This window comes from Marisediminitalea aggregata (genome assembly GCF_900129565.1).
In the GTDB taxonomy this organism is placed as follows: Bacteria; Pseudomonadota; Gammaproteobacteria; order Enterobacterales; family Alteromonadaceae; genus Alteromonas; species Alteromonas aggregata.
Genome location: NZ_FQWD01000001.1, coordinates 372,715 through 399,521, shown reverse-complemented (window position 1 = coordinate 399,521; position 26,807 = coordinate 372,715). Strand labels below are relative to the sequence as shown.

The 26,807-nt window shown below is 49.4% G+C and carries 17 protein-coding genes; 14 read left to right on the top strand and 3 right to left on the bottom strand.

Annotation, left to right across the window (positions count from 1 at the left end):
* The first annotated feature begins 105 nt into the window (after nucleotides 1-105).
* The 11 genes from BUB81_RS01630 to BUB81_RS01580 all read left to right on the top strand — a co-directional run bounded on the left by BUB81_RS01630 (nucleotide 106) and on the right by BUB81_RS01580 (nucleotide 14,988).
* Complete coding sequence (locus BUB81_RS01630; protein ID WP_073317239.1) at nucleotides 106-1,764, top strand: ribulokinase; 1,659 nt, start codon at nucleotides 106-108, stop codon at nucleotides 1,762-1,764.
* The gene (locus tag BUB81_RS01625) at nucleotides 1,761-2,453 is read left to right on the top strand and encodes an L-ribulose-5-phosphate 4-epimerase (protein ID WP_073317236.1); all 693 of its coding nucleotides are present in this window, start codon (nucleotides 1,761-1,763) and stop codon (nucleotides 2,451-2,453) included. Before BUB81_RS01630 ends, BUB81_RS01625 begins: the two co-directional genes overlap by 4 nt.
* Nucleotides 2,454-2,491: 38 nt before the next feature.
* Nucleotides 2,492-3,991, top strand: a complete 1,500-nt coding sequence (gene araA / locus BUB81_RS01620) for an L-arabinose isomerase (protein WP_073317233.1) — start codon at nucleotides 2,492-2,494, stop codon at nucleotides 3,989-3,991.
* Nucleotides 3,992-4,114: 123 nt separating this feature from the next.
* A complete protein-coding gene (locus BUB81_RS01615; RefSeq protein WP_073317230.1) occupies nucleotides 4,115-4,699 on the top strand; it encodes an HAD family hydrolase in 585 nt (194 codons plus the stop codon).
* Between the two features lie 131 nt (nucleotides 4,700-4,830).
* A complete protein-coding gene (locus BUB81_RS01610; protein ID WP_139241475.1) occupies nucleotides 4,831-6,036 on the top strand; it encodes an aldose epimerase family protein in 1,206 nt (401 codons plus the stop codon).
* A 15-nt stretch (nucleotides 6,037-6,051) separates the two neighbouring features.
* Nucleotides 6,052-8,016 carry a glycoside hydrolase family 97 protein gene (locus tag BUB81_RS01605; protein WP_073317223.1) on the top strand — a complete coding sequence of 655 codons (1,965 nt, stop codon included), beginning with the start codon at nucleotides 6,052-6,054 and terminating at the stop codon, nucleotides 8,014-8,016.
* Nucleotides 7,997-9,901 carry a family 43 glycosylhydrolase gene (locus BUB81_RS01600; protein ID WP_073317220.1) on the top strand — a complete coding sequence of 635 codons (1,905 nt, stop codon included), beginning with the start codon at nucleotides 7,997-7,999 and terminating at the stop codon, nucleotides 9,899-9,901. The genes BUB81_RS01605 and BUB81_RS01600 overlap by 20 nt, the downstream gene beginning before the upstream one ends.
* A 225-nt stretch (nucleotides 9,902-10,126) precedes the next feature.
* Nucleotides 10,127-10,987 (top strand): alpha/beta hydrolase, encoded by an 861-nt coding sequence (locus BUB81_RS01595; protein WP_073317217.1) that lies wholly within the window; start codon nucleotides 10,127-10,129, stop codon nucleotides 10,985-10,987.
* A 118-nt stretch (nucleotides 10,988-11,105) separates the two neighbouring features.
* Nucleotides 11,106-11,753: an outer membrane protein gene (locus BUB81_RS01590; protein ID WP_073317214.1), complete on the top strand. Its 648-nt coding sequence runs from the start codon at nucleotides 11,106-11,108 to the stop codon at nucleotides 11,751-11,753.
* Nucleotides 11,754-12,053: 300 nt separating this feature from the next.
* On the top strand, nucleotides 12,054-14,144 hold the full coding sequence (locus tag BUB81_RS01585) for a TonB-dependent receptor (protein WP_073317211.1): 2,091 nt from the start codon (nucleotides 12,054-12,056) through the stop codon (nucleotides 14,142-14,144).
* Nucleotides 14,145-14,286: 142 nt separating this feature from the next.
* Nucleotides 14,287-14,988 carry a tRNA-uridine aminocarboxypropyltransferase gene (locus tag BUB81_RS01580; protein ID WP_073317208.1) on the top strand — a complete coding sequence of 234 codons (702 nt, stop codon included), beginning with the start codon at nucleotides 14,287-14,289 and terminating at the stop codon, nucleotides 14,986-14,988.
* Between the two features lie 32 nt (nucleotides 14,989-15,020).
* Here BUB81_RS01580 and BUB81_RS01575 read toward each other — a convergent pair whose 3' ends face one another.
* The 3 genes from BUB81_RS01575 to BUB81_RS01565 form a co-directional block, all read right to left on the bottom strand.
* Complete coding sequence (locus BUB81_RS01575) at nucleotides 15,021-16,556, bottom strand: alpha-N-arabinofuranosidase (RefSeq protein ID WP_073317205.1); 1,536 nt, start codon at nucleotides 16,554-16,556, stop codon at nucleotides 15,021-15,023.
* Between the two features lie 11 nt (nucleotides 16,557-16,567).
* Nucleotides 16,568-17,533, bottom strand: coding sequence for a glycoside hydrolase family 43 protein (locus BUB81_RS01570; protein WP_217653444.1), 966 nt, complete (start codon nucleotides 17,531-17,533; stop codon nucleotides 16,568-16,570).
* Between the two features lie 107 nt (nucleotides 17,534-17,640).
* A complete protein-coding gene (locus tag BUB81_RS01565; protein WP_073317201.1) occupies nucleotides 17,641-21,015 on the bottom strand; it encodes a LamG-like jellyroll fold domain-containing protein in 3,375 nt (1,124 codons plus the stop codon).
* A 368-nt stretch (nucleotides 21,016-21,383) separates the two neighbouring features.
* Between BUB81_RS01565 and BUB81_RS01560 the strand changes: the two genes are divergently transcribed.
* The 3 genes from BUB81_RS01560 to BUB81_RS01550 all read left to right on the top strand — a co-directional run bounded on the left by BUB81_RS01560 (nucleotide 21,384) and on the right by BUB81_RS01550 (nucleotide 26,784).
* Nucleotides 21,384-24,179 (top strand): TonB-dependent receptor, encoded by a 2,796-nt coding sequence (locus tag BUB81_RS01560; protein WP_073318602.1) that lies wholly within the window; start codon nucleotides 21,384-21,386, stop codon nucleotides 24,177-24,179.
* A gap of 242 nt (nucleotides 24,180-24,421) precedes the next feature.
* Entirely contained in the window at nucleotides 24,422-25,843 is a 1,422-nt protein-coding gene (locus BUB81_RS01555; protein WP_073317198.1) for an MFS transporter, read from the top strand.
* On the top strand, nucleotides 25,843-26,784 hold the full coding sequence (locus BUB81_RS01550; RefSeq protein WP_175555762.1) for a glycoside hydrolase family 43 protein: 942 nt from the start codon (nucleotides 25,843-25,845) through the stop codon (nucleotides 26,782-26,784). The genes BUB81_RS01555 and BUB81_RS01550 overlap by 1 nt, the downstream gene beginning before the upstream one ends.
* Nucleotides 26,785-26,807 lie beyond the last annotated feature (23 nt).

Genomic DNA, 26,807 nt, shown 5'->3' with positions numbered 1-26,807 from the left:
ATTAATATTAATTTTATATTACCTTTACATTTGCGTATTATTGATATTATCATACAATTAAATTTGGTGGCTAATTTTGTTAGCAGTTCGTGGAATAGAATTATTATGTCTCGTTATACATTAGGGCTCGATTATGGCTCTGATTCGGTCAGAGCACTTTTGGTTGATGTCACAACCGGTGCAGAGCTGGCCAGCCATATGGTCAATTATCCGCGCTGGGCGGAAGGTCGCTATTGCGTACCCGCCCGCGACCAATACCGTCAGCATCCTCTGGACTATATCGATAGTCTGGTAGAAGTGGTCAATGCGCTGTGGGAAAAAGTGCCCGCTGGTACGGCTGAAAATGTGGTGGGAATGAGCTTCGACACAACAGGCTCAACACCAGTAGCAGTGAATGCGGAAGGTGTGCCTTTAGCACTGACCGACGCGTTTGCAGAAAACCCGAATGCCATGTTTGTGCTTTGGAAAGATCATACCGCGGTAAAAGAAGCCAGCGAGATCACCAAAGCAGCCAACGAAAACGATGTGAACTACCTGTCTTATATGGGCGGTATCTATTCGTCTGAATGGTACTGGGCAAAAGCACTGCACATTTTCCGCAACGATCCGGAAGTGAAAGCGGCTACTTATAGCTGGGTAGAGCACTGTGACTGGATGACTGCGCTTATGTGTGGCACCACTCACCCATCGCAAATGCAAATGGGGCGCTGTGCTACCGGCCATAAATTAATGTGGAACGAAGCCTGGGACGGTTTCCCGCCAAACAGTTTCTTTGCCGGAATCGATCCATTGCTGGACGGTGTGGTAGACACCCTGAATCCAAACACACAGCCAAGTGACAAAGCTGCTGGTAACTTAACCGCAGAATGGGCTGACAAACTAGGTTTGCCTGCCGGTATCGTAGTGGGTTTTGGTGCGTTTGACTGTCACATGGGCGCGGTTGCGGCCAATGTACGCGAAGGCGTGCTGACTAAAGTAATGGGCACCTCCACCTGTGACATTACCGTCACAACGCCGCAAACACTGGGCGATACCTGTGTGAAAGGTATCTGCGGCCAGGTTGATGGCTCGGTTATCCCGGGTATGATTGGCCTGGAAGCTGGTCAGTCCGCCTTCGGCGATCTTTATGCGTGGTTTAAGAATCTGGTGTTATGGCCAACCCAAAATCTGCTGCACGAGCTGATGGAAACCGGCGCCAGTGAATTAGCCGATAAAATCGAAGCCATTACCTTACAGCGCTTATCTAATGAAGCCGCATTAATTCCGGCCAGTGCGCATGACATTACGGCGCTGGACTGGGTGAACGGACGTCGTACTCCCGACGCCGACCAAACGGTATCCATGGCGATCACCGGCATCAAAATGGGAGCCGATGCGCCAAAACTATTTAAAGCACTGGTTGAAGCCACTGCCTTTGGAGCGCGCGCAATTACCGAGCGCTTCCGTTCAGAGGGCGTGCCCATTGAATCAGTGGTGGTTATCGGTGGAATCTCGAAAAAATCCGACTACGTCATGCAGACCTGTGCCGATGTATGGAACTGCCCCATCGACGTATTAGAAAGTGAACAGAGTTGTGCCTTAGGCGCCGCTATCATGGCTGCTGTGGCTGCTGGCGAATACCCAACTGTCGCCGACGCTCAGGCCGTGATGGCGTCGCCTGTCTGCAAACAGTACCTGCCTAATCCTGAAAATGTAGGTGTGTACGACGAACTCTATCAAAAATACCAAACCCTTGGTGCCTATGTCAGCGGAGGCCAGCCATGAGTTATACCGAACTAAAACGCGAAGTGTATGAAGCCAATATGGAGCTTCAGCACCGCAATCTGGTGATTTATACCTTTGGTAACGTGTCGCAGGTCGACCGCGCCAAAGGTGTGGTTGCGATTAAGCCAAGTGGCGTATCGTACGACCAGATGAAGCCCGAAGACATTGTGATTGTTGATATGGAAAACAACATTGTCGAGGGCACTATGCGTCCGTCATCAGACACCAAAACGCATACGCATTTGTACCGTGCGTTTGACAACATTGGCGGCGTGACTCACACCCACTCAACCTATGCAACGGCATGGGCGCAGGCCAAGCAGAGCATTCCGTGTCTGGGGACCACCCACGCAGATTATGTGCATGGCGATATTACCTGTACACGCGAGTTAACCGATGAGCAGGTCAACGGTGACTACGAAGAAGAAACCGGCGTGCAAATTACCGATGCGTACACCGACCGCGATCCGCTTTCCGCCCCCATGGTGATTGTAGCCGGTCACGCGCCCTTTACCTGGGGTAAAGACGCGGCACAGTCTGTGTATCACGCTGCATTGCTCGAAGAAATTGCCCGTATGGCTTATTTAACCCGCACGCTGAGTCCGAATGCGGCGCCACTAAATCAGGCCATCCTGGATAAACACTATTTACGCAAGCACGGCAAAAACGCTTATTACGGTCAGGAATAAGCTGCCGTCAGGCACCTTTATCTATAGAGGACAGAATTATGACTACAGTACAAAAAGAAGTTTGGTTTATCACCGGTTCACAGCACCTTTACGGCCCTCGTGTACTGGAAGAAGTTGCGAACAACAGCCAGGCGCTGGCTGCTGGTCTGAATGAAAGCATTCAGCCGGTTAACGTGGTTTACAAAGACACCGTTAAAACCCCATCAGAAATCCACCAGGTTTGTCAGGCTGCCAACAGCGCACCGAACTGTATTGGTGTGATTTTATGGATGCACACCTTCTCGCCTGCGAAAATGTGGATTGCCGGCCTGAACGAGCTGAAAAAGCCATGGTTGCACCTGCATACCCAGTTTAATGCTGGTCTGCCTTGGAGCAGCATCGACATGAACTACATGAACACGCACCAGAGTGCTCACGGTGACCGCGAATTCGGTTTCATCGGCACGCGTATGCGCAAAGAGCGTAAAGTGGTTGTTGGTCATTGGCAGGATCCGAAAACCGTTAAACAAATCGACGGTTGGTGCCGTGCTGCATTAGGTTGGGCAGAAAGCCAGTCTATGAAGGTGGTACGCTTTGGTGACAACATGCGTCACGTTGCGGTAACCGAAGGTGACAAAGTTGCAGCACAAATTACCTTTGGCTACGAAGTACATGCGCATGGTCTGCAAGAATTGGCTGACGTAGTGGAAAGCATCAGCGATGGCGATGTAGCTGCACAGCTGGATGCGTACTATCAGGAATATGACGTAAGCAAAGAACTGCTGACCGATGATTACCAGCGTGACCGCTTAATGAAAGAAGCGCGTCTGGAACTGGGTATGGAAAAATTCTTCGTTGACGGTGGTTTTGGTGCATTCACCAACTGCTTTGAAAACCTGGCTGGCTTAACCGGCTTACCTGGTCTTGCAACACAGCGCCTGATGGCCAAAGGCTACGGTTACGGCGGTGAAGGAGACTGGAAAACTGCGGCCATGGTTCGCATCATGAAAGTCATGGCAAACGGCCTGGAAGGCGGTTGCTCGTTCATGGAAGACTACACCTACAACTTTACCGGCGGCACAGATCAGGTACTGGGTGCGCACATGCTGGAAGTGTGTCCGTCGATTGCCGGTAAGAAGCCTCGTCTGGAATTGCACCGCCACACCATTGGTGTGAAGTGCGATGTACCCCGTCTGTTATTCGCGGCTAAAGCGGGTCCGTCTATCAACGTATCGCCAATCGATATGGGTAACCGCTTCCGCATTCTGGTTAATGAGCTGGATACGGTTGATCAACCTGAAACGACACCTAACCTGCCAGTTGCATCTGCACTGTGGGAGCCTAAGCCTAGCCTGGAAGTGGCTGGTGCGGCCTGGATTTATGCTGGTGGTGCTCACCACTCTGCTTACAGCCAGGCCATTACCGCAAGCATGATCGAAGATTATGCTGATATGGCGGGTGTGGAAACGGTAGTTATCGACAGTGACACTAATCTGCGTACCTTTAAGTCTGAGCTGCGTTACAACGCCGCTTACTATCAGCTAAAGCAAGGTATTTAATCGACCTGTTGGTACACCTGTACGGTGAGCTGACATGATAATATTACGATTCATTGTAGTATGAATAAGACCGGTGCACTCAGCACCGGTCATTGTCTCTTGAACCGTAACGAAGGAGTTTTCATGGTCGATTTATCTGCCTACCAGGGCATTGTTTTCGATATGGATGGCACGCTGGTCGATTCTATGCCGTCGCACATGGTGGCCTGGGAGCGCGCATGTAACGCGTTTGGCTATCCGTTTGATGCAGACTATATGAACTCCCTGGGTGGAGTGCCCACGCAACAAACTGTCGTAATACTGAACGAAAAATTCGGCATGGATCACGATCCGAAGGCTGTGGCAAAGTTCAAGCGCGAGGCATGGGAAACCATGGATCTTGAGCCTGTACTGATCCCGTCTACCATGGCGGTGTTTGAGCATTATCGTCCAACCCTGTCGATTGGTATCGGGACCGGCGCAGAGCGACCTCACGCCGAACACCTGCTGGCAAAACACGGGCTGTTGGCGCGAATTGATTCACTGGTTACCGCCTCCGATGTAACACACGGAAAACCGCATCCTGAAACGTTTTTGACGGTTGCCGAACAAATGGGTGTAGCACCACAACATTGTGTTGTGTTTGAAGACACCGAGATTGGCTACCAGGCCGCCAGAGATGCGGGAATGGATTGTATTATGGTGAAACAGGGCGAAATTCAGCGCTAACTTCATGATTAACGCAGACGTGTTTTCCGTTCCAACAGCGGAACACGTCTGTCACTTAGCTGAATCATTACTTGCATTCCCTGTTATAATTGTAATATAAAAGTATAAAAATAATTATGGGAATGTTAACCATGTCTACGCTTTCGCTTACTTCAATACGTCCTGCACAACTATTTACTGCCTCCGGCAGCCGCGCTAAGTGGCTTCTGGCGGGTGTATTGTCACTTACCTTTGGCTGCAGCAGCCAGGTGATGGCGCAAAAAGGACAAACAATGACAACGACTCCCTCTGCAACAATCAGTGCTTATGGTGTGCTAAGCGACGCAACACCGGTTAAGCAAGTCACGCTTAAAAATAGCAATAACATCGAAATCGATGTCATCAGTTATGGTGGCATTATCACTCGCATGTCGGTACCCGACGCTAAGGGTCAGTCGGGTAATATCGTGTACGGTTTCGATTCACTGTCAGATTATGAAACCAAAAACCCGTACTTTGGTGCATTGATTGGCCGTTATGGCAACCGCATTAAAGACGCTAAGTTCTCGTTGTTTGGTACCGAGTATCAGTTGGCGACGAATGACGGCGACAATCACCTTCACGGCGGCGTACAGGGTTTCGACAAGAAAGTCTGGAGCATGGAGCCGTTTGCAACGAAAACCAGCGCTGGCGTGAAATTAACGCTGGTAAGCCCGGACGGCGACCAGGGTTACCCTGGCGAGTTGACCACAGTCGTCACTTACACGCTGACTGACGACAACACGCTGGACATGCAGTTTATTGCTACGACTGACGCGCCAACCATTGTTAATCTGACCCAGCATACGTATTTCAACCTTGCTGGCAAAGGCGACATTCTGGATCACAAATTAACCATTAACAGTGAAGCAATTACCCCGGTTGACAGTGGTTTGATCCCTACCGGTGAACTCATGCCTGTTGCAGGGACCGCATTTGATTTCACGTCAGCCAAAGCCATTGGTAAAGACATCGGCGATAGCCATAAGCAGTTAGCGTTAGGTAAAGGTTATGACCACAACTATGTGCTGAAAGACCAGCCTGACAATACCCTGATTGAAGCTGCTTCGGTATACGATCCAGCATCAGGCCGCGTATTGCGTGTTCTGACTGAAGAGCCTGCCGTGCAGTTTTACTCGGGTAACTTCCTGGACGGCAGTACCAGCGGCATGGGCCAGCAACATATCTTCCGCGGGGCGTTCTGCCTTGAACCTCAGCACTACCCGGATTCACCGAATCAACCGGCGTTCCCTAGTACAACCTTGTTACCGGGCGACGTGTACTCAACGCGTATTGTGTACGCATTCGACACTAAGTAAACCGGGCTGATTCAAATGTGGCAACGTACTGTTAAGCTGATACTGGCGGTGTTACTCACCGTCGGTACAACGGGGTCGGTTTGGGCTAAGGCTATCGTCAGTCTGCATAGCCCCAATCACGAGCTGAGTGTGCAGGTTTCCCTGAACAGCAAAGCAACACTGGTCTATCAGGTGAAGCGCAGAGGTGATGCTGTGATCCAGCCCTCTGCACTCGGTCTTACCCTGGCAAACAGTTCGTTTGCGGATAACCTGACGCTGAAAAATGTCAGTGAAGTCAGCGCCATCGCATCGGCTTATTCATTGGTTCATGGTAAGCAGCGAAATATTGAATATCAGGCCAATGAAGTTCTGGTCAGCGTGGAAAACACGCGCGGCGACATGCTGTCTGTGCGCTTCCGACTTAGCAACGATGGTCTGGCGTTTCGCTATGAGTTGATGGGTAAATCGACCGATACCCGGGTTGTCATCAGCGAACAAACCAGTGTGGGTATGTTTGCGGACACTCAGGGTTGGTTGCAGCCCAAGGCGGCAGCGCAGTCAGGTTGGATGAATACCAATCCATCCTATGAAGAAGAATATCAGCACGGCGTTGTGGGTAAGTTAACGCCGCAATTCGACAATGGATGGGTGTATCCGGCCTTGTTCCGACTCAGAGATACCTATCTGGTGATCAGTGAAGCTGGCATAACCGAAGGCTATGCCGCTTCCAACCTGCTAAGCAATGACGAAGGTGTCTTCACACTGACGTTCCCGCACCCGGCTGAAACCGTAACAAACGGCCAGCTTTTACCCGAACACACATTGCCCTTTACGTCGCCGTGGCGACTGTTGTTAGTGGGTGAACTGGACACCATTGCAGCCTCTACGCTGGGTACTGATGTCGCTAACGCTTCTGCGCTTAGCGAAACTGACTTTGTTGAACCGGGGCTTGCAGCCTGGAGCTGGGGATTGTTGAAAGACGAGTCTGTTAACACCGAAACGCAAACTGCGTTCATTGACTACGCTGCCGACATGCAATGGCCTTATGTGCTGGTGGACGTGAACTGGGACCAGAATATCGGCTATGACGGCATTGCCAAGCTAGCTAAATACGCCGGGTCTAAAAACGTGCGTTTGTGGTTGTGGTACAACTCTTCAGGACACTGGAACCAGACTGTATATAGCCCCAAAGGGCAACTGCTTACACAAGCTGACCGTCGCAAAGAGTTTGCTCGTCTCCAGGCAATGGGGATTGCCGGTGTAAAAATTGATTTCTTCCCCGGCGACGGCGCGTCCGTATGGGAATACTTCAAAGCCATACTGCAGGATGCTGCAGACTTTAAACTGATGGTGAACTTCCACGGGGTAACATTGCCGCGGGGGCTACAACGTGAATACCCAAATTTAATGACGGCTGAAGGCATAAAAGGCCAGGAAATGATTACGTTCTTCCAGGACTTTGCTGACCGTCAGGCTTATCACGCCACTTTACTGCCCTTTACCCGCAACTTATTTGACCCAATGGACTTTACGCCTACGGTGTTGGGGGATATCCCCAATATCGAGCGAAAAACCTCAAATGCGTTTGAACTGGCTGAAACCGTGTTGTTTTACTCTGGCGTGCAGCATGTCGTAACCACGCCTGAGCAAATGCAAAACGTTGAGCCTTACGTTAAACAGTTTCTGCAAACCGTACCTGCGAGCTGGGACGAGACTCAACTGATTGCTGCCAGTCCCGGCGAATACGTTGTGTTGGCGCGTAAATCACAGTGCCGCTGGTTTATTGCCGGGATTAACGCGCAAGCCACACCACAACAGATTGTGATCCCGTCGGACAGCTATGCATTAGCCGGCGCAACTTTATTAACGAAGGGCGAGGGCGCACGTCAGACCCGGATTCAAACCTTGCCAGCAGGCGATCTTCAATTAATGTTATCTACAAACGATGGGTTTGTGTTGACCACACAAAGAGAGAGTACCAATGATTGTAAAGTCGATTAAACGGCTGACTACCGCAGCGTTATTACTGGCTGCGTTAGGCGGATGTAGCAGCACCGCACCGGAGGCAGAAACAGCCGCTAAGCAACCAGATAATGTCGCTACGGAAGCATCGGGGATCTTTACTAATCCGTTATTTCCCAATGGCGCCGATCCGTGGCTGGAATACTGGGACGGTAACTACTACCTCACCACAACCACCTGGACATCACAGCTGGTCATGCGTAAATCGCCTACGTTGGCCGGCCTGGCAGACGCCACACCGGTTAATGTATGGTCGTCAACTGACCCGGAGCGTTGTTGTAACTTTTGGGCGTTTGAATTTCATCGTTTAAAAGGCCCGAACGGATTCCGCTGGTACATGATGTATACCGCAGGTCAGGATGGCACGTTGGACCATCAGCATCTGAATGTGCTGGAAAGCGTTGGTGACGACCCAATGGGCCCGTATCAGTACAAGGGCGCGTTAATGCCTGATGTATGGAATATCGACGGTAATTATTTAGAACACAACGGCAAGCTCTATGTGATTTACTCGCAGTGGCGTGGTGATACCCAGCTCAATATTATCGCCGAGATGGAAAACCCGTGGACGTTAAAGGCTGATCAACCTCACACCGTGCTGACCACGCCTGAACTGGATTGGGAAATCAGCGGCCGTAAAGTGACCGAAGGGGCCGAAATCCTTCAGCGCAATGGCCGTACTTTCATGACTTATTCTGCCAGTTTCTGTAATACGCCGGATTACAAACTGGGCTTGTTGGAGCTGGTGGGCGATGACCCCATGAACCGCGAACACTGGACTAAGTACCCAGAGCCCGTATTCAGCCGCACCGAAACTGTATTTGGCCCTGGTCACAATGGTTTCTTTACGTCGCCGGATGGCAAAGAAGACTGGTTGGTGTATCACGGCAATGACTCAGTTGAGCATGGCTGCAGTGCCACACGTTCTTTGCGCGCACAAAAATTTACCTGGAACGAAGACGGCACGCCGCAATTTGGTGAGCCTCTGACACCGGGTGTTGAAGTGGCCCCTCCTGGTGGCGAAAACGGCCCTCTGGTGACACGAGTGCAAGGTCAGCGTTATCACTTAGTCAATGCGACCAGCGAGTTGTGCCTGGACATCTCCTCTGATCCGCAGGACAACCGCGCTGTGCAACGCCAGTGTGCCGGTACCAACGGACAGTGGGTGCTCGACTCCACCACTGACGGTTTTGTGCGGTTAGCCAATCGCGAAGACAGTAAGTTTCTTGAAGTAGCTGCATGCAGCACCGCCGACAATGCACGCGTGCAGTCTGCGGCATGGCGAAACAATTACTGTCAGCAATGGCAGGTCGCGCCTGGTATTGATGGCAACGTGACTATTACCAATCGCTATTCTGGCAAGCCTCTAGCCGTTGCGGGATGTTCAGCATCCGCTAATCAGGCGGTATTACAGCAAAATACCGATAGCGCCTGTAATCAATGGCAGCTGCGCCCGGTAGGTGAGGTTGCACTCATGAGTCAGCAGAGCGGCAAAGCTATTACCGCTTATGAAGATAATGTCGTGCAACGCGCGTTTAACTACCTGGATGAGCAGACCTGGGTGTTCCAACCGACTGATACCGGATATCTACGCTTAAAAGTAGAAGCAGAAAGTGCTCAGTGCCTGGGTGTGGTGAATAATCAGGTCGTGCCAGGTGCCAATGTTGACATGGTGAACTGCGACAATAAAACCGCACAGTGGCGTTTAGCGCCGGTTGAGGGCGGCGGTATGATGCTGTTTAACCGTTATACCCGTTTACCGCTGGGATTAACCGACTGTGGTTTAGCTGAGCAAACCAACATTGCTCAGCAGCCTGATTTGGCTACCCGTTGTCAGGTGTTCCATTTGCGCGAACCTAAATAACATTTGAACAGGATGTCCGGCAACGGCTGGACATCGCCTGAGTTGTTCCGGGGGCGGCACCGAGTAGGGCGGTGTTGCCCCTTCTTTTTTCTGGTCGGTGTTGTCGTTATCACAGTGGGCAAGTGCTAAATTAATTGATAGGCTGATACTCAAAACTTCAAGTAGCCTCTATACTTATGGTATAGGCGTTCATTTTCAGCGGAATTCACTTTGGCAAGGACAAGCATGCCCAATCGCATTTATCTTTCTCTTTTTCTAGGCCTCTTACTTGTAGTGGTGTCTGGCTGCGTCATTAACGTAACCCCGCAAAACCTGATATATCAGTCTCCCAACGTCGAAAAGCTCGACCTCACGCATTTTCAGGGTAAAGCGTTTAAAGACGGTATCTCGGTGGCGGTAAAGCCGGTAACAATTACCGGTGTGCGAGGAAACCAGATACGCGGGGTTCAGGCTCTGTATCACGGTGCGAAAGCCAATATAGTTTTGTTCGGCGGCAACGCATCAACCATCAATAAATCTGCCAGTAAGCTGCACCGTTTAGGCAGTATTCCCGCTAATATTATCTGGTTTGACTACCCAGGCGCTGGGATTAGCGACAAGCCTAAAGACATGAACCCTGAATTTATGCTGCAGGATGCCTTGGCCATTTACGACTTTGCTGTAGATAAGCTGCGTAATGACAAGCCAATGTTGGTGCATGGGGTTGAGCTGGGCACAGCGGTTGCTACGCATATTGCACTGCAACGCAAACCCGATGGTTTGGTACTGGAAGGGCCGGTAGTGAATTTAACCCAGTTGATTTACGACAACTCACCTGGTTGGACGGCCTGGCTTACTCGCTATAAGCTGTCTGACAGCCTGAAGTCGGTAGATAATGCCTACCAGGTAGGCAGTTACAAAGGCCCGTTACTGTTAATTGTGGGTGAAAAAGATCGCAAAACACCACCTAAATACAGCGAGATCCTTTACCGGGTATCGCCCTCCGACAATAAAAACCTCGTTGTCGTGGAAGGGGCAGAGCATAATAACGTGCTGACCTCGCCTATTGCTGTAGAAGCCTATCAGGCATTCATCAAGAGTCTGTAAAAGCGTTATTAAAGGGCAATAATATTTGCCCTTTACATTTCACCTTCTTTTCACTCCCGTACACTATCATAGCGGTTTTCAACACCGGGTTACTCAGACCCCAATATCGGGATATAACATGAATAAAAAAGGAATCTGTGCGTTTGCACTGAGTGCTGCTGTACTCGTGCCTAACGCGCATGCTGATAACAATAATTGGTTCGTAGAAGGTGCTGCTTTTACCAGTGTGTATAACTACAACGAGAGCGATGCTCGCAAAGAATTGCCGGAGAGCGTGACCCAGTATCTCGGTGATCATGAGCTGACGGGCAGCGACAATGACCTGGTTAATTACCAACTGGCATTGGGTTATTACCTAACATCAGATACCAGTTTAAAACTCACATATGCGAGCGGCATTGAGTTGGGCTTTTTGGACGGATTAGATTGCTTATTCTGTTCACAGGATTCTGAACGCTATGATACCAACGCAGACCTGACTATCCTCACCGCAGAAGTGACCCACAGGTTCTATCAAATCAGTGAGTCTTTTCACGTCTATGGCAAAGCAGGCGTCGCCTATTATTCAATCGACAGTACTACCAGACAACGGCAATCCTCAGAATGGACGCCAATAGGCAGTGAGACTACTAATAAATGGGGAGTCGTGGGTGGCCTGGGTATCGCATGGGATATCACTGAAAACCTTTCATTGAACACAAGTGCAAGCTTGCATCAGTTCATGGCAATGAAACAATACAGCATGACGGTTGAATATCGTTTTTAGCACTGGCTTGACGACTGTCTCAGAGAATTTTGGATTTACAGAATGCTAACTTTTGTTTGCAAGCTATAAATGCAGGACTAAATTAGCCCTTTATTCACTGTATAAAGGGCTTTTATTTGCGTGATTTTGACGCATCTATTCTTTCGGAATAATCAATTCTAACCAATTCTTAACATTGGTTGAAATTAATAATAGTTCGCATTAACATTCTTTCCCGCGATCGCACTCAACAAAAATAAAAACCGCCTCGCAGCTAGGCTCCGGCCTTAAGAACGCACTCAAACAAATGGAGAATATGACTTGAAATTCCAACTATCTGCGATCACCGCAGCGTTGCTGTTTAGCAATGCCGCTGTGGCAAATACCCAGGACGATCCCGAACACATTGTTGTGGAAGGACAGTACTTGTCGTTTAATCAATCGAACTCGGTAAAAACCCCTACGCCAATCATTGATGTTCCTCAGAGTTTGTCCATCATGACTGCAGACGAGATCATTGCTCGTGGTATCACCAGCATTGGCGAGATTATTGATTATACGCCCGGTGTGAATACCTCAATGGGTGAAGGTCACCGTGACTCAGTGGTATTCCGTGGTGTGCGTTCAACTGCTGACTTCTATATCGACGGTAACCGCGATGACGTGCAGTATTTCCGTTCGTTGTACAATGTTGAGCAGGTAGAGATTTTACGCGGCCCTAACGCGCTGCTGTTTGGTCGTGGTGGTACTGGCGGTATCCTGAATCGCGTGTCTAAGAAGGCGCAACTGGATGACACCTTTACGGGTTACAAAGCGACGTTAAACACCTTTGGCGGTTACGGCGTGGAAGTGGATACAAACACTGATATCAGCAGCACGTCTGCGGTGCGCGTTAATGCAATGTATGAATCGCTTGAGAATCATCGAGATTTCTTCGACGGTGAGCGTATTGGCTTTAATCCTACAGCACGTTTTGAGTTAGCGACTGACACCGTACTGGATGTGTCTTACGAGTACATTAATCACGAGCGCTTTATCGATCGTGGTATTCCTACGGGTGACAACGGTAAGCCGGTTGAAGCCTTAAAAGACATCACCTTTGGTGATCCGGCTAATAACTATCACGAGCTGGAAGCGCACGTATTCCGCGCCAATGTGCAGCATCAGTTTGCTGACAATATTAAAGGTAACGTAAACGCGTTTTACGGCGATTACGACAAAGTCTATTCAAACTTCTACGCTAATGACTTTGATGCTGCCGCAAACACGGTTGAGCTTGACGGCTATATCGATAATACCCAACGTGACAATCTGATCCTGTCGGGCAACCTGATCGGTGAATTCCAGACCGGTGGTATTGGCCACACTGTAATAGCGGGTACCGAGTTTATTCAAACAAACTCAGATCAGAACCGCTTTAATCCCGTGTTCAGCACAACGGGAAATGACAAGGAAGTATTCACGCTGGCGCGTCCGTTAAATATTCGCAACATGGCGGGTGTTAACGCAGACGGCACACCATTTACGGTGGCATTCAGCGCGTTGAATGACGATACCCGTGTGTCGTTGGATGTGTTCTCTTTCTTCTTGCAGGACGAGATTGAGTTATCTGAACACTTTGACCTGGTATTGGGTGCGCGTTTTGACAGCTTCGATATCGAAGTGTTCAATGCTAAAGCAGATGAAAACCTCAGTCGTAAAGACGACCAGGTTTCTCCGCGTGCAGGCTTGATCTATAAGCCTCAGGAAAACATCTCAGTTTATGCCAGCTACAGCGAGTCATTCCTGCCTCGCAGCGGTGAACAGTACACTGATATCAATGGCAGTAAGAGTCAGTTAGACCCGGACACCTACAGCAACCAGGAAATTGGTCTGAAGTGGGACTTTGCCCAAGGACTTAGCTTTACGGCTGCGGTGTTTGAGAATGAACAGAAATCTCCCCAGGTCGCTGACGAAGACCCGGCAACACTGGACGTGATCAACTCTGAAATTTCCGGTTTTGAGCTGCAGTTAAGTGGTGCTCTGTCAGAAGACTGGCATGTATCGGTAAACTACAGCAACCTGGATGGCGAAATTGTTGAGCGCTCCGGTCCAACCGGCAGAACGCCGCGCGAATTACCAGAGAATACGTTCTCGGTATGGTCGACATACCAAATCAATGACCGATTCGGTATTGGCCTGGGCGCGACCTATCAGGACGAGAGCTTCATTAACAATAGCAACAGTGCTGTATTGCCAAGCTATACCCGTGTTGATGCGTCGGCCTACTACGATATTTCCGACGATCTGCGCGTGCAGTTAAATATTGAAAACCTGACTGACGAAGTGTATTTCCCGAATGCACACTCAACACATCAGGCTACAGTGGCTGCGCCAATCAATGCCATGCTGACATTGGTTGGACGTCTGTAAACAACGTCTGAACGCAAGTTTTCGCAGGCCCATCGGGCCTGCGTTTATTTCACACCGCATTGTGTACCCATTGTTTTAACTACTGCTATTCAGCAGGGACATCAGCTATACTCTCGTTTCCTTCATTGTTAAGTTCCTTGCATTGCACAACGCCATTTTAGCCTTACGTCAGAGAGAACTGGCGGCATCAACAAAACCCTTCATTGCTCGTGGCGGTAAAGTTAAGCGCTGCGAGGGTTGTCTGTTGCCGGTTAAGGACTGCATGTGCGATGCAGTACCATCGCCAACGGCTAACAGCGCGTTTCTGTTTTTAATGTTTAAAGGGGAATGCTATAAGCCGTCGAATACCGGGCGACTTATTGCCGATGTCGCGAAAGCGAATTTTGCGTTTACCTGGCACCGTACCGAGCCTCAGCAGGCGTTATTGGATTTACTGCAAGACCCGCGTTACTTGCCAATGATTATCTTCCCGCACGAGTACGCAGAAGCCGACAGGTGCATTAGCCGTGTTCCGTCGGGTCATAAGGGGAGAATACCTTTGTTTATTATGTTGGACGGCACCTGGCGAGAAGCCCGTAAGATGTTTAAAAAGAGTGCATATTTACAGCACTTGCCGGTGCTAGGTGTGACACCCAGTGAGCAGTCGGACTATTTGCTGCGTGAAGCAGCACACGACTATCAACTTTGCACTGCGGAAGTAGGTATAGAAGTGCTCAGATTAGCAGGAGAAGGACAGTCTGCAGATGCGCTAAGCCGCTATTTCAAGCACTTCAGACGTCAATATTTGAAGGGTAAGCCGCACCTGACAGATAAAAACGAACAGGCAGAAAACGGCCTGGATTAAGCCGTTTCTGCTCGAAACCAAAGTGTAGCCGATTACTGCAGGCGACCCACCAATACCGATTTTGCAGGTAGGGTTAAGTCACTTAGCGAGGCACTGAATGAAACAGGCTTTACGACCTCTTTGTGCTCAAAGGTGTTTTTGGCTGTCATCGCGTCATGGGTCAACAGTTCACCGGTTAACTTGCTGAAGTTAGCGTTGCTGAAGTTAAGTGCAATACTCGCTTCGTTCTCCGGATCCAAGTTCACCAGTGCCAAATACACATGGCCATCTGTGCCTTTCGCCAAAGACGCAGTTACTGCGGGAAGTTGCTTTTCGCCGTGCTGATACACATCACTGTCGATGGTAAACGGAATAGCGGTTGCATCCTGGAATACCTTGTACATACCAAACACGTGGTAGGTCGGGGTAACCAGCATATCTGCACCGTCAGTGAGCACCATGGCCTGCAATACGTTAACCATTTGCGCAATGTTGGTCATGTGGACGCGTTCGGCGTATTTGTTAAACAGGTTAAAGTTAACTGCAGTCACAACCGCGTCGCGCAAGGTATTTTGCTGATATAGAAAGCCGGGCTCACGACCAGGTTCCGGATCATACCAGGTGCCCCATTCATCCACGTAAAGACCAATTTTGCCTTCCGGGTCATTTTTATCCAGCTTTGCAATGTTAGCTTTCAGGTAGTCGTCCATGCGATAGGTGCGTTCCATTGTGGCAAACCAATCGTCATTGTTGAACTCAGTAGCATGACCTTTGTTCTGCCAGTCACTGTTAGGCAAGGTGTAGAAGTGGTAGCTGATACCGCTCATATTGCGTTCGATATTCGCACTCAGTACATCTGTCCATTCTGTGTCTTCAGTGTGACCGCCACTGCCAACCAACTTCGGTTTTTTACCCGGTGGTGTTTTGATGAATGTGGCGTACTGATTGTACAAATCGACATAGTACTCCGGGCTCATGTGACCGCCGCAGCCCCAGCTCTCATTACCGATGCCGAAATAGGCGATATCCCAGGGTTCTTCACGGCCGTTTTTACGGCGCTCATTGGCCAGTGTGGAGTTTTTGTCGGAGGTCATGTATTCGACCCACTCCGCCATCTCACGCACGCTGCCGCTGCCCAGATTGCCGTTGATGTAGGCATCTGCGCCCAGCAGTTCAATGAAATCGAAGATTTCGTGGGTGCCTACTGCGTTGGTTTCTTCCACACCGCCCCAGTGGGTATTTACTTTAACCGGGCGTTTATCTGGATCGCCGATGCCGTCGCGCCAGTGGTATTCGTCAGCAAAGCAGCCGCCGGGCCAGCGCACCAGCGGTACTTTTATTGCTCTTAATGCATTGAGTACATCATTGCGAAACCCCTTGGTGTTGGGAATATCAGAGTCGGGTCCTACATAAATCCCTTCATAAATACCCCGGCCAAGGTGCTCGGCAAATTGCCCGTAGATGTCTTTGTGTAACAGCGGGCCTGTTTCTTTCAGGTTCGCAGTGAGGGTGACGTCGTGTTGTTCCGACACGCAGCCGAATGACAAACCAACGCCGAATAACGTGGCTACCAGCAATTTGCTTTTCATGATGTAACTCCTTAAGGCTGAATACCTTCCGTTGTCATGACGACGCGTTTAAGCGTGCCATCTTCGTTGTAATAAAGCGGGTCTATGGCAACTGAACGGCGGAAGCGGCCGCCACTGGGTTTACCATCGATAGGCGGCACTGCACCTGTGTGATAGATGAAGTAATCTTTACCTTTAAACTCGATGATCGACTGGTGATTGGTTTCTGTGTTACCCGCGATCTCGTTCAGAATGCCTTTGTATTCCCATGGGCCATGAATACTCTTACTCATGGCATAACAAATCTTTTCCGGGAATTCACAGGCATAGCTGAGGTAATAATTATCGCCCTTTTTATGTACCCACGACGCTTCGGTGTAATTGGGTAAATCGAGTACCTTAATCTCACCGTCAAGCTCAATCATATTGTCTTTAAGCTTCACGTACTTGGGAACTAAATTACCAAAAAACATATAGGTATCACCATTTTCCTCAATGAAAATGGCGGGGTCGATGTCATCCCAGTCGTTTGGCGTATGCTTGGTCATATCATCGGTGATCAATGCCTTGCCGATGGCGTCTTTAAACGGACCGGTAGGCGAGTCTGACGTTGCGACACCAATGGCGAATCCTGGCTTGTCGTCTTTATGACGAACGGTGGTGTAGAAGTAAAAGGTACCGTCTTTTTCTACCATGTGTGCTGCCCAGGCATCACCTTTCGCCCATGCGAAATCGGTGGCCTTCATGATAGGGCCATGGGCTTCCCAGTTCACCATGTCGGTAGAGCTGAATACCAGCCAGTCATGCATTTGGAAGAACACGTCGTTGTTGGGCGCTTCATCGTGACCGGTATACAGATAGACTGTATCGTTATGTACTAACGCTGCAGGGTCGGCAGTAAAAACATCGGTAAACAGGGGGTTATTGGCTTCCAGCGCTGTAGTCGGGGCCGGGGTATTTACCTCAGATTCGCCCGAGCAGCCAGTCAAGGCAACCATGGCCAATGCTAAACTGATTTGTCGCATAATAATCCTTAAATTAAAAAACAGAGAAAACGAAAAAACCGGCACCGAAGTGCCGGTTAGGTTATTAGCGTAATGCGCGCCTATTCGGGCTTTTGCGCATTGTAAATTTGCATTACATCGGTGGCGGTCAGTGCATCGTCGAATACGTACACCTCATCCAGTTGGCCGTTAAACGCGGCATCCCAGAAGTTTGCACCTAACGAGAATGACGTTACTGACACTGGCGAGAATACATCCGGGAAGCCTGCGCCACTGAAGCCCTCTTCACCGTTGATGTAAATCGTCATGTCGCCCTGGTTGTTCACCATAACCATGTGATACCAGGAACCAGTCTCAAGTACCTGGTCAGTAAAGGCGTCATACCATGCTGTACCAGACCACACCATTGCGTTACTTGCACCGTGGTGACCACCTGGAATCATACTGATCCAGCTGTCGGTGTTGGCGTAGCCGAAGAACACGGGCGAATAAAGGGCCAGTGAATCCGGGTTAAACCACACGGAAATCGCATAAGTGTTGTCACCAATCAGGTTGTCTGGCAACTGCACACCGTACGTACCGTCCAAATCTAGCGCTTTACCAGCAATACCGTCTGCGTACACTGCTGCACCGCCAGCTTCCGTTAGCAATGCGCCTGTCGTTGTACCCGCGTCGAAGTTACCAGTAGCATCGGTTAAGTCTTCGTTATCGAAGCTGTAGTGAACCACTGGATCCGGCAGACCAAGTGCACGTACTGTTGCTTCAAACGTTTTGGTTACCGATGAACCTTCCAGTGTGATTGTTGCTGTTAATGTAACAACTGCATCGTCTTCACCGTTGGCCGGACGTGTCACCACACCCTTAGTACTTACCACAGCAGGGTTCGAGGACTCCCAGCTGATTGCAGAGGCATAAGGGCCTGATACCGTCATTGGCAGGTCAGAAACCACTGCGCTGATATCACCCAAATCGAGCAGTTCTTGTGCAGATGCCAGCAATTCCGAGGTACTTAGTGGGGTAACGTCCAGGTTCTTCACTTCACCTGCAGTTAATGCAGTGTCGTAGAACTTAACGTCGTCAATCATACCTACAAACGGGATATCAAATGGGTTCGTACCCAGGGTAAATGTCGCATTCTGGCCCGTAAAGATGTCCGGTAAGCCGCCAATTTCAGTAGTTTGCACACCGTCTACGAACACTTTAACAATGCCTTTGTTTACCGAGAACGCAACGTGGGTCCAGGTATTCAGTGGCATAGGAACGCCAGTAATACCATCAAACCATGGGTTAGCGCCTTTCAGTGCTGAGTTACTCCACAGCATGATGTTGCCATCCCAACTGTGCGGCGCCAGGTTGATCCAGCCATTCGCCCCGGCATCACCAAATAATGCCGGCGTAAAGATGGTAGTTTGCGAGGCGTTCAGCCACATGGACACTGTGTAATCATAGGAATCGATGATGCCGTCAGGCAAGCGAATACCGTTGGTTCCATCCAGTACGGCTGCCTGACCATTTTGGCCAGCGGCAAAGGTAACAGTGCCATCTGTGCTGTCCGGGCGGATACCCGTTTCAGTTGCAGCGCTGTAGTTACCGATGCCGTCGCTTAAGTCACTGTCGAAACTAAAGTGTGCCACGCGGTTGTACGCGACGCGAGCCGGTACCACTACTTCATAGCTTTGTGTCTGCGTAACACCGTTCAGTGTTGCGCTTGCAGTCAATGTAACGGTAGCGTCGTCGTTACCTACATTCGGACGTGATACCGTGCCAGTGTAGCTGGCATTAGGCTGTTCCGGCGTACCTTTTACTTCGATGTAATCAGGGTGACTTGAGGTCCAGGTAATGGCTGCGCCATTTGCGCCGACCGCTGGCAAGTCAAGGTTGAAGGTTGTCTGCTCCGGGAAGTTGATGGCTGCCAGCGTGTTGGTCAGCGCTGTGCCTTCATCTGTAGTCGAGGTTTTGCTGCCCCACAATGAAGAGCCATCTTCACCTACCGCAGTAAAGGTTGGAACAAACTGACCCATGTTATCGTTGTACTGCCAGGAAGAAACACCTTTATAGGTGCCCAATCCGTCGATGTACAAGCGAACGGTGTTGTCTGCTTCGTAGTACCATTTACCGCTGAAGTCGCCGCTTATGACGTTGTAATCTTCCAACGTCATGTAGCTGGAAATTTTGGCTTCGCGAGCAATGTCGGTTTCGTGGTTAATGACTCTAAATGTGCCGATCAGGTCGGTTTCGTCGGCGATATTGTCGCCTTCCTGAACCGGTACGTATCGATGCGGCGCAACCACCATCCAGCCGTCTTCGTTGACGAACATCTCGTGAACACGGACGTTATGGATTTCGCCAGTACCCGGGAAGCGGGTATGGAAAATCACAAAATACTGACCGGTTGATTCGTCGAAGTAAACCGAGTTGTGGCCAGGTGACATATAGCCGTGGTCTGAACCTGCTTCACCAGGGTTTACATCGTACAGGTGACCACCCATGATCTTGTTACCGTAACCTTCGATAGCTGACCATGCGCCTGCGGCACCGATCATATCCTGACCCTTGATGTCTTCAAACGGACCGTCCGGATTACGCGAGCGTGCGATACGCATGTTGTAACCATCAGCGTTATTGAAGCCACCAAACGAGGTAAACAGGTAATAATAATCAGACTCCGGGCTGTACAGCATATTTGGCCCTTCGATGGCGCTGTAGAAACCGCCCATCAACTTGGTGCCGTAACCCTGATCAGGTAATGCTTTACCGGTTTGAGGATCCATTTCCATGATCCAGATACCGCCGGAATAAGAGCCGTAAACCATCCACAAGCGGCCTTCTTTATCAAAGAATACGTCCGGGTCGATAGCATTCGGATGAATATTGCCATCGTAGTTTTCGCCGTTGATACCCGGGTTTTCATCACCTACATGACCACTGGTAACAATCAGACCTAAATCTTCATATGGGCCTTCAACATCATCTGATACCGCGACGCCTAAATAAGAACGGGATACACACTCACCATTTTCTGGTAACGCGCAATGGTTGTAATAAAAGTAGTAGCGGCCGTCTGCCAGCTGAATAACATCTGAGGCCCATGAGCCAACCCAACCGCCTACCCAGTCAATACCCTCAGCGACTTCTGAGCCGTAGGTATTAAAGAGCGGTGTGTCAGCCGCTGCGGCAGCATTGTCTGCTGCTGCGGGGTTTAACTGAGTCCAGTTGACCAGGTCGGTGGAACTGGCATAAGCCATGTGTGAACCGAAAACGTAAAAAGTACCGTCATCAAGACGAATAACAGAAGGGTCGTGTACGCCTGCATCAGTAAAAGTTACTTCTGTTGGGAATACAGGGTCAGCTATACTAACAGGCGCCGTGTTATCAGGTGCCTGTACAATACCTTCAACTTTTTGTTGTGTTCCGTCTCCGCATCCGCCCAATGCGGCAGAAATACTTACGGCTAACAACACTTTGTTCCATTTCATGGTTAAACCTCATCAAAGTAATATTGTATTATCAATATAACATATCACCTACATGGGACTATGTAAATCTGTTGTTAAATATAATATGCTGTAAAATATAAATAAAACACATAAATAACTGTTTTTAATGGTTATTTGTCAATTATAAATTCAATTTTTGTTAAACTATAAGCTGTGTTAAGTGGATTTGTTAAGAATTGTTAATAGTTTTAACAGACTTTGTTGACACCAATTAAATCATACAATAATATCTACCGATAATTTATCGTTCGGTTACGAAAAATAACAATCTTTTTATTTTGCAGTTAACGCACTTACTAGGTTACTGCCTGGAGTATTAACCGCTCCCAGTAATGGAGGTTTACCGTATGTTTAAGAGAACACATTTAGCAACCGCAGTTGTACTGGCACTTAACAGTACATTGCTGCAGGCTCAGGAAGCAGATACCACCCAGGAAGATGCCTCACAAGAAGTTGAGGTCATTGAGGTATCTGGTATTCGCGCCAGTTTAAATAAAGCTATTAATATTAAGCGTCAGAACATGCAAATTGTTGACGCTATTGTGGCTGAAGACATCGGTAAATTCCCAGACAATAACGTAGTAGAAGCGCTTCAGCGTGTTACGGGTGTACAGGTAACTGACCGTGCGTCTGGTGAGGTAAATACGGTATCAATCCGCGGTTTGACCGACGTAACAACCACGGTAAACGGGCGGAATATCTTTACGTCTACAGGTCGCTCCATTGCGTTAGCAGATATCCCAGCGGCATTACTGCAAAGTGCAAACGTTTATAAAACCCGCTCAGCGTCACAGTTGGGTAGCGGTCTGGCTGGGCAAATTGACGTTAAAACACAGCGTCCGTTTGACTTTGAAGACTCCAAGGTGGTGCTGGCTGCACGTGCGATTGAACAGGAACAGGCTGATTACTACGATCCGAACGTGAGCCTGTTAATGAGTGACCGCTGGGAAACTGACTTCGGTGAAGTCGGTGCGCTGGTGAACGTGGCTTATGCCAGAACGCGTTTCCGTGACCAGAGCATTACCGCGGGTGCCATGCTACCTTATTTCACGAAGAACCCCCCGGAAGGTTACGATATGCTGACGCGTATCTCTTCTGAGTTCTGGACGCCAGGTCTGGAAGAAGGCCTGCCCTTCGCCGCGGGTTCAACACTGGATATTAACGGTGTAGACGCAGAATATTACCTTTCCCGTGATGCTATTTTTGGTATCGACAAGTACGGTGATCGCGAGCGTCCGGCTGTGAGTGTGTCATTGCAATGGGCACCAAACGACTGGTCAGAATATCTGTTTGAAGCGTTTTACAACGGCTTCCGCACGGACGACCAAACCACTATGTTCTTCAAAAACGTTGAGCATACCTATTTACTGGATCCAAGCACACCGCTTTACTTGTTTGGCGGAACTAACATCGTAAAAGCTGGCTCAGCAATGGATTCGCAAAACATTGGAAATAACTTTACCAGTGGCGACTACTTCACCGGAAAAACAGACGGTTTCCTTTATGCATTGGGTGGAAGCTGGTATTTAACTGATGACATTCAGGTTAAATCTGAACTGATTTACCAAACCAGTGAATACTCAAATATGTTCTTCGCCATGCGTGGTGTACCTCAGCACCTGACGGGGACTCTGAACTTTGACTTTAACGCAGGCGGTGGCATTCCTTCACTGGAAGTGATTGATAATCCGAATACGGCCATTGACGAGTCAGATCTGACTAACCGTGCGCTATGGCAAACGGATGGGCTGTTTGACAACTCATACCGTGGTGAAGGTGATGCACTGACCTTTAAAGTGGATACTGAACAGTTTGTTAACTTGGGTCCAATTGAAAAGTTGAAATATGGTTTGCGCTACGACAAGCGCACAGCGGAAGATTACGATTACCTGGGTGCTGGTGGTAATGTTGCAATGTCGTTGACAGAGTTTGATGATGGCTTCACTTACATAAACAGCGACTTCTTTGACGGCCGTGCAAACTTCCCGGGTACCTGGGCAGCGGTGAACGCTAAATACATCGCACAGAATCGTCAGGAAATTCGTGCATTACACGGCTATGACGATGTAACCGACCAGGCCCCAGGCATTAATTTTGAAATTGAAGAAGTGTCTAAAGAAGCCTATGTAGAAGCAGACTTCGCTATGGAAGTCGGCGGTAAGATTCTTGACGGCCAGTTTGGTGTACGTGTAGAAAGAGCCGACCGCGAAATGACTTTCTACGATGGCGACCTTGTATCAGAGGGCGAAGGCTCAAGCACTTCAGTATTGCCAAGTTTTGTTGTGCGTTATCACCTGGCTGACGACATTATTACTCGCTTTGCGTATACCGAAACTGTGCGTCGTCCGGATTTCGCTGCTCTTAACCCGACGATTTCTTACGGTTCTAACCTGACAGGACTTGAGCTGAAAACGGCCGGTCAGGGTAACCCGGATCTGGGCCCGGTTGAATCAACCAACCTGGATATCTCGGTTGAGTGGTATTTCTCGCCACAGAGTTCAGTTTATGCAGCCTGGTTCCAACGTGATATCGAAGGTTTCGTTTTTGACTCCAAGCGCAAAGTAACGCTGCAAGGGCCTGAAGACGAAGAGCCAACGGGTTATGTTATTACTCAGCCGGGTAATGCGTCTGACGGTAAGCTGAACGGTTGGGAATTAGGTCTGGTTTACTTCCCGGAAGACTTGCCAGACGTGCTGGATGGCCTGGGTGTACAAGCTAGCTACACGTTACTTGATTCAGAGCAGGATATCCCGGAATTTGACGTAGATGAAAACGGCGACATTTTCGTGTCTCGCGTACTGTCTCGCAGCATGTTTGCAGTTTCTGACAAGTCTTATAGTGTGGTTGCTGTGTACGAAAAAGAAGATTTCGACATGCGTTTGTCTTATGTATGGCGTGATGACTTCCTGAATAACTACGAAGCAGCGATTTTTGCTAACCCGTTGGGCGTGTATCGTCGTCCGGAGCAGAGTCTGAACTTCCAGATGAGTTACGACGTGAGCGAAAACCTGATGCTGACGTTTGACGCAACGAACCTGACTGATGAGGTATATCAGAGTTATTACCAATACCCAACCACCAATAACTTTGGTAGTGCTATTATCAGCAGAACCTTTGCACTGGGTATGCGCTACAGCATGTAATTCAGTGTGAATAAATCGTGAAAGACAGCCCGGCTTGCCGGGCTTTTTCTATTTAAAAGTGCTTTAAAAATCAGCGGCCAGATGAGTATTTGCGACAAAATACTTGTTATTTTAAAAGTATGATAATAGTATATTTGCTATTAACATTTGGTTTGCAAATGTCGTTAACACAGGGCTAATGTACAGGCTCGGTATCCATTCATAATTACCTGCTTTGGCAGGTATTCAGTCGGAAGCGCGGTATGGTTTCGCAGAAGTTAACACGGTTAGAGAAAGTCGGATTTGGCGCCGGGGATATGGCAGTCAATGTGGTGATCTCCTCGATGATGTTGATCATCACCTTCTTTTACACAGATATATTCGGACTAAAGCCATCTGACATGGCTTTAATGTTTTTGTTGGTCCGCATCCTCGATGCCATCAGTGACCCTCTCATGGGTATGGTGACCGACCGCTACACCAGCCGATGGGGTAGATATCGTCCTTACTTCCTGTTTTTGTCGGTACCGTTTGGTATTTCCGTGTTCCTGACATTCAGCACGCCAGACGTCGACTACAACGCCAAGCTTGTCTGGGCGTACTCAACCTATATTTTTGTCACGCTGATGTTTACCGCGGTGACCATTCCTTATATATCACTGATTGGCGTTATGACCGCTGATCCGAAAGAAAAGCTATCGGCAAACGGTTATCGCTTGTTCTTCGCTAAAGTCGCGGCATTTCTGGTAACTATTATTGTGCCCTGGATGGCGGGCGCGGATATGTGGAACGGCGATCGGGCGGCCGGCTATCAGGCGGCTATGGGCCTAATGGCTGCGCTGGCTGTAGTGATGTTCCTGTTCTGCTTCTTTGCCACCACCGAGCGACTTGAGCACGAAGTTGAAGAAAAGCCATTAAAAGAGCAGCTCTCGTTATTGTTCAAGAACGACCAGTGGCTGATCCTATGTGGCGTGTGTGTACTGGGAACTATCGGTTATGTGGTTCGCGGTTCGGTAGCCTTGTATTACGCTAAATATTACCTGGGCGGCGACTCGGGCATGCAGTCATTGTTCTTATCAACTGGCGTGGGCGCGGCCATTCTCGCCATGATTGCCTCAACGTGGATCACGAAACGTTACTGCAAGGTAAAACTGTTCCGCTTTAGTCAGATGGCAGTCGGTCTGCTATCTGTGATCATGTATTTCGCGGTTGGTCCGCAAGATGTGGTGTTGGCATTTGTACTGTTCTTCCTCATCAGCTTTGTAGTGGATTTACACGCCCCTATTTTCTGGTCTGCCATTGCAGAAGTGGTTGACTATGGTGAAAGCAAAGAAGGTAAGCGCGTGGCCGGTCTGGCATTCGGTGGTATCTCATTCTGTCAAAAAGCCGGAATGGGTGTGGCTGGAGCCTTGGTTGGCTGGCTGCTGGCGTATTTTGAATACACGCCGGGCACAGAGCAAAGCGAATTCACGCTTACCGGTATTGTGCTGATGCTAACAGTGATTTCAGGCTTCTTCCATTATCTGGTGGGCTGGCTGATGAATCGCTATGTGATCACCGACGACGAATATGCAAAGCTTGCCAAAGTGGTTGCAGACAACCGTGCAGCAACGGCTAAGGCGGAATCAACCGCAAGCGACACCGTGCCTTCTACCTCTAACATGACACGTGGAGTTCAGTCATGATGAATACCAATGAGCCGTTGATCCCTCAACGCGCTGACCCGTTTATTTTCAAGCACACTGATGGTTTTTATTACTTTACTGCGTCAGTCCCTGCCTACGATGGAATTGAGTTACGCCGTGCAGAAACAATCGAAGGCCTGGCGCAAGCGCCGACGCGTATGGTTTGGACTAAGCCCGACACCGGCCCCTACAGTGAGCTTATCTGGGCACCCGAGATCCATTTCAACGAAGGCGCGTGGTATGTGTATTTCGCCGCCGCCCCGAGCCGTGAAATCAAGGATGATCTGTTCCAGCACCGGATGTACGCCATCAAGTGTGACGCCGCCAACCCGGTAGACGGCGAATGGGAATTCTGTGGTCAGATTGAAACGCCATGGGATACCTTCTGTCTTGACGCCACCACCTTCTATCACAACGACGAGTTGTACTATTGCTGGGCGCAGAAAGAGCCGGGTATCCGCGGCAACTCAAATCTGTATCTGGCGAAGATGGAAACCCCAACCAAAATTACCGGTGATATCGCACGATTAACTGTGCCTGAGTTGCCGTGGGAAATCATTGGTTTTTGGGTGAACGAAGGGCCGAACGTCATTAAGCGTAACGGCAAGATCTTCATGACCTATTCCGCCAGCGCCACCGACGAAAACTACGCCATGGGTTTGTTGTACGCCGACCTGGACAGCGATCTCATGGACCCTGCCAGCTGGACTAAGTCGCAGGAGCCTGTGTTCCTGACAAACGAGCCTAAAGAAATGTTCGGTCCGGGCCACAACAGCTTTACCGTTGATCAGGATGGCAATGACGTGCTGGTGTATCACTGCCGTCAGTACACTGAAATCGAAGGCGACCCGCTGTGGAACCCAGACCGCCATACGTTTGTGAAACACCTGAAGTGGGACGAGAACGGCATGCCGATTTTCGGAAAGCCCGGCCAGCCATAAACACACAACAATAAGCAAAACGC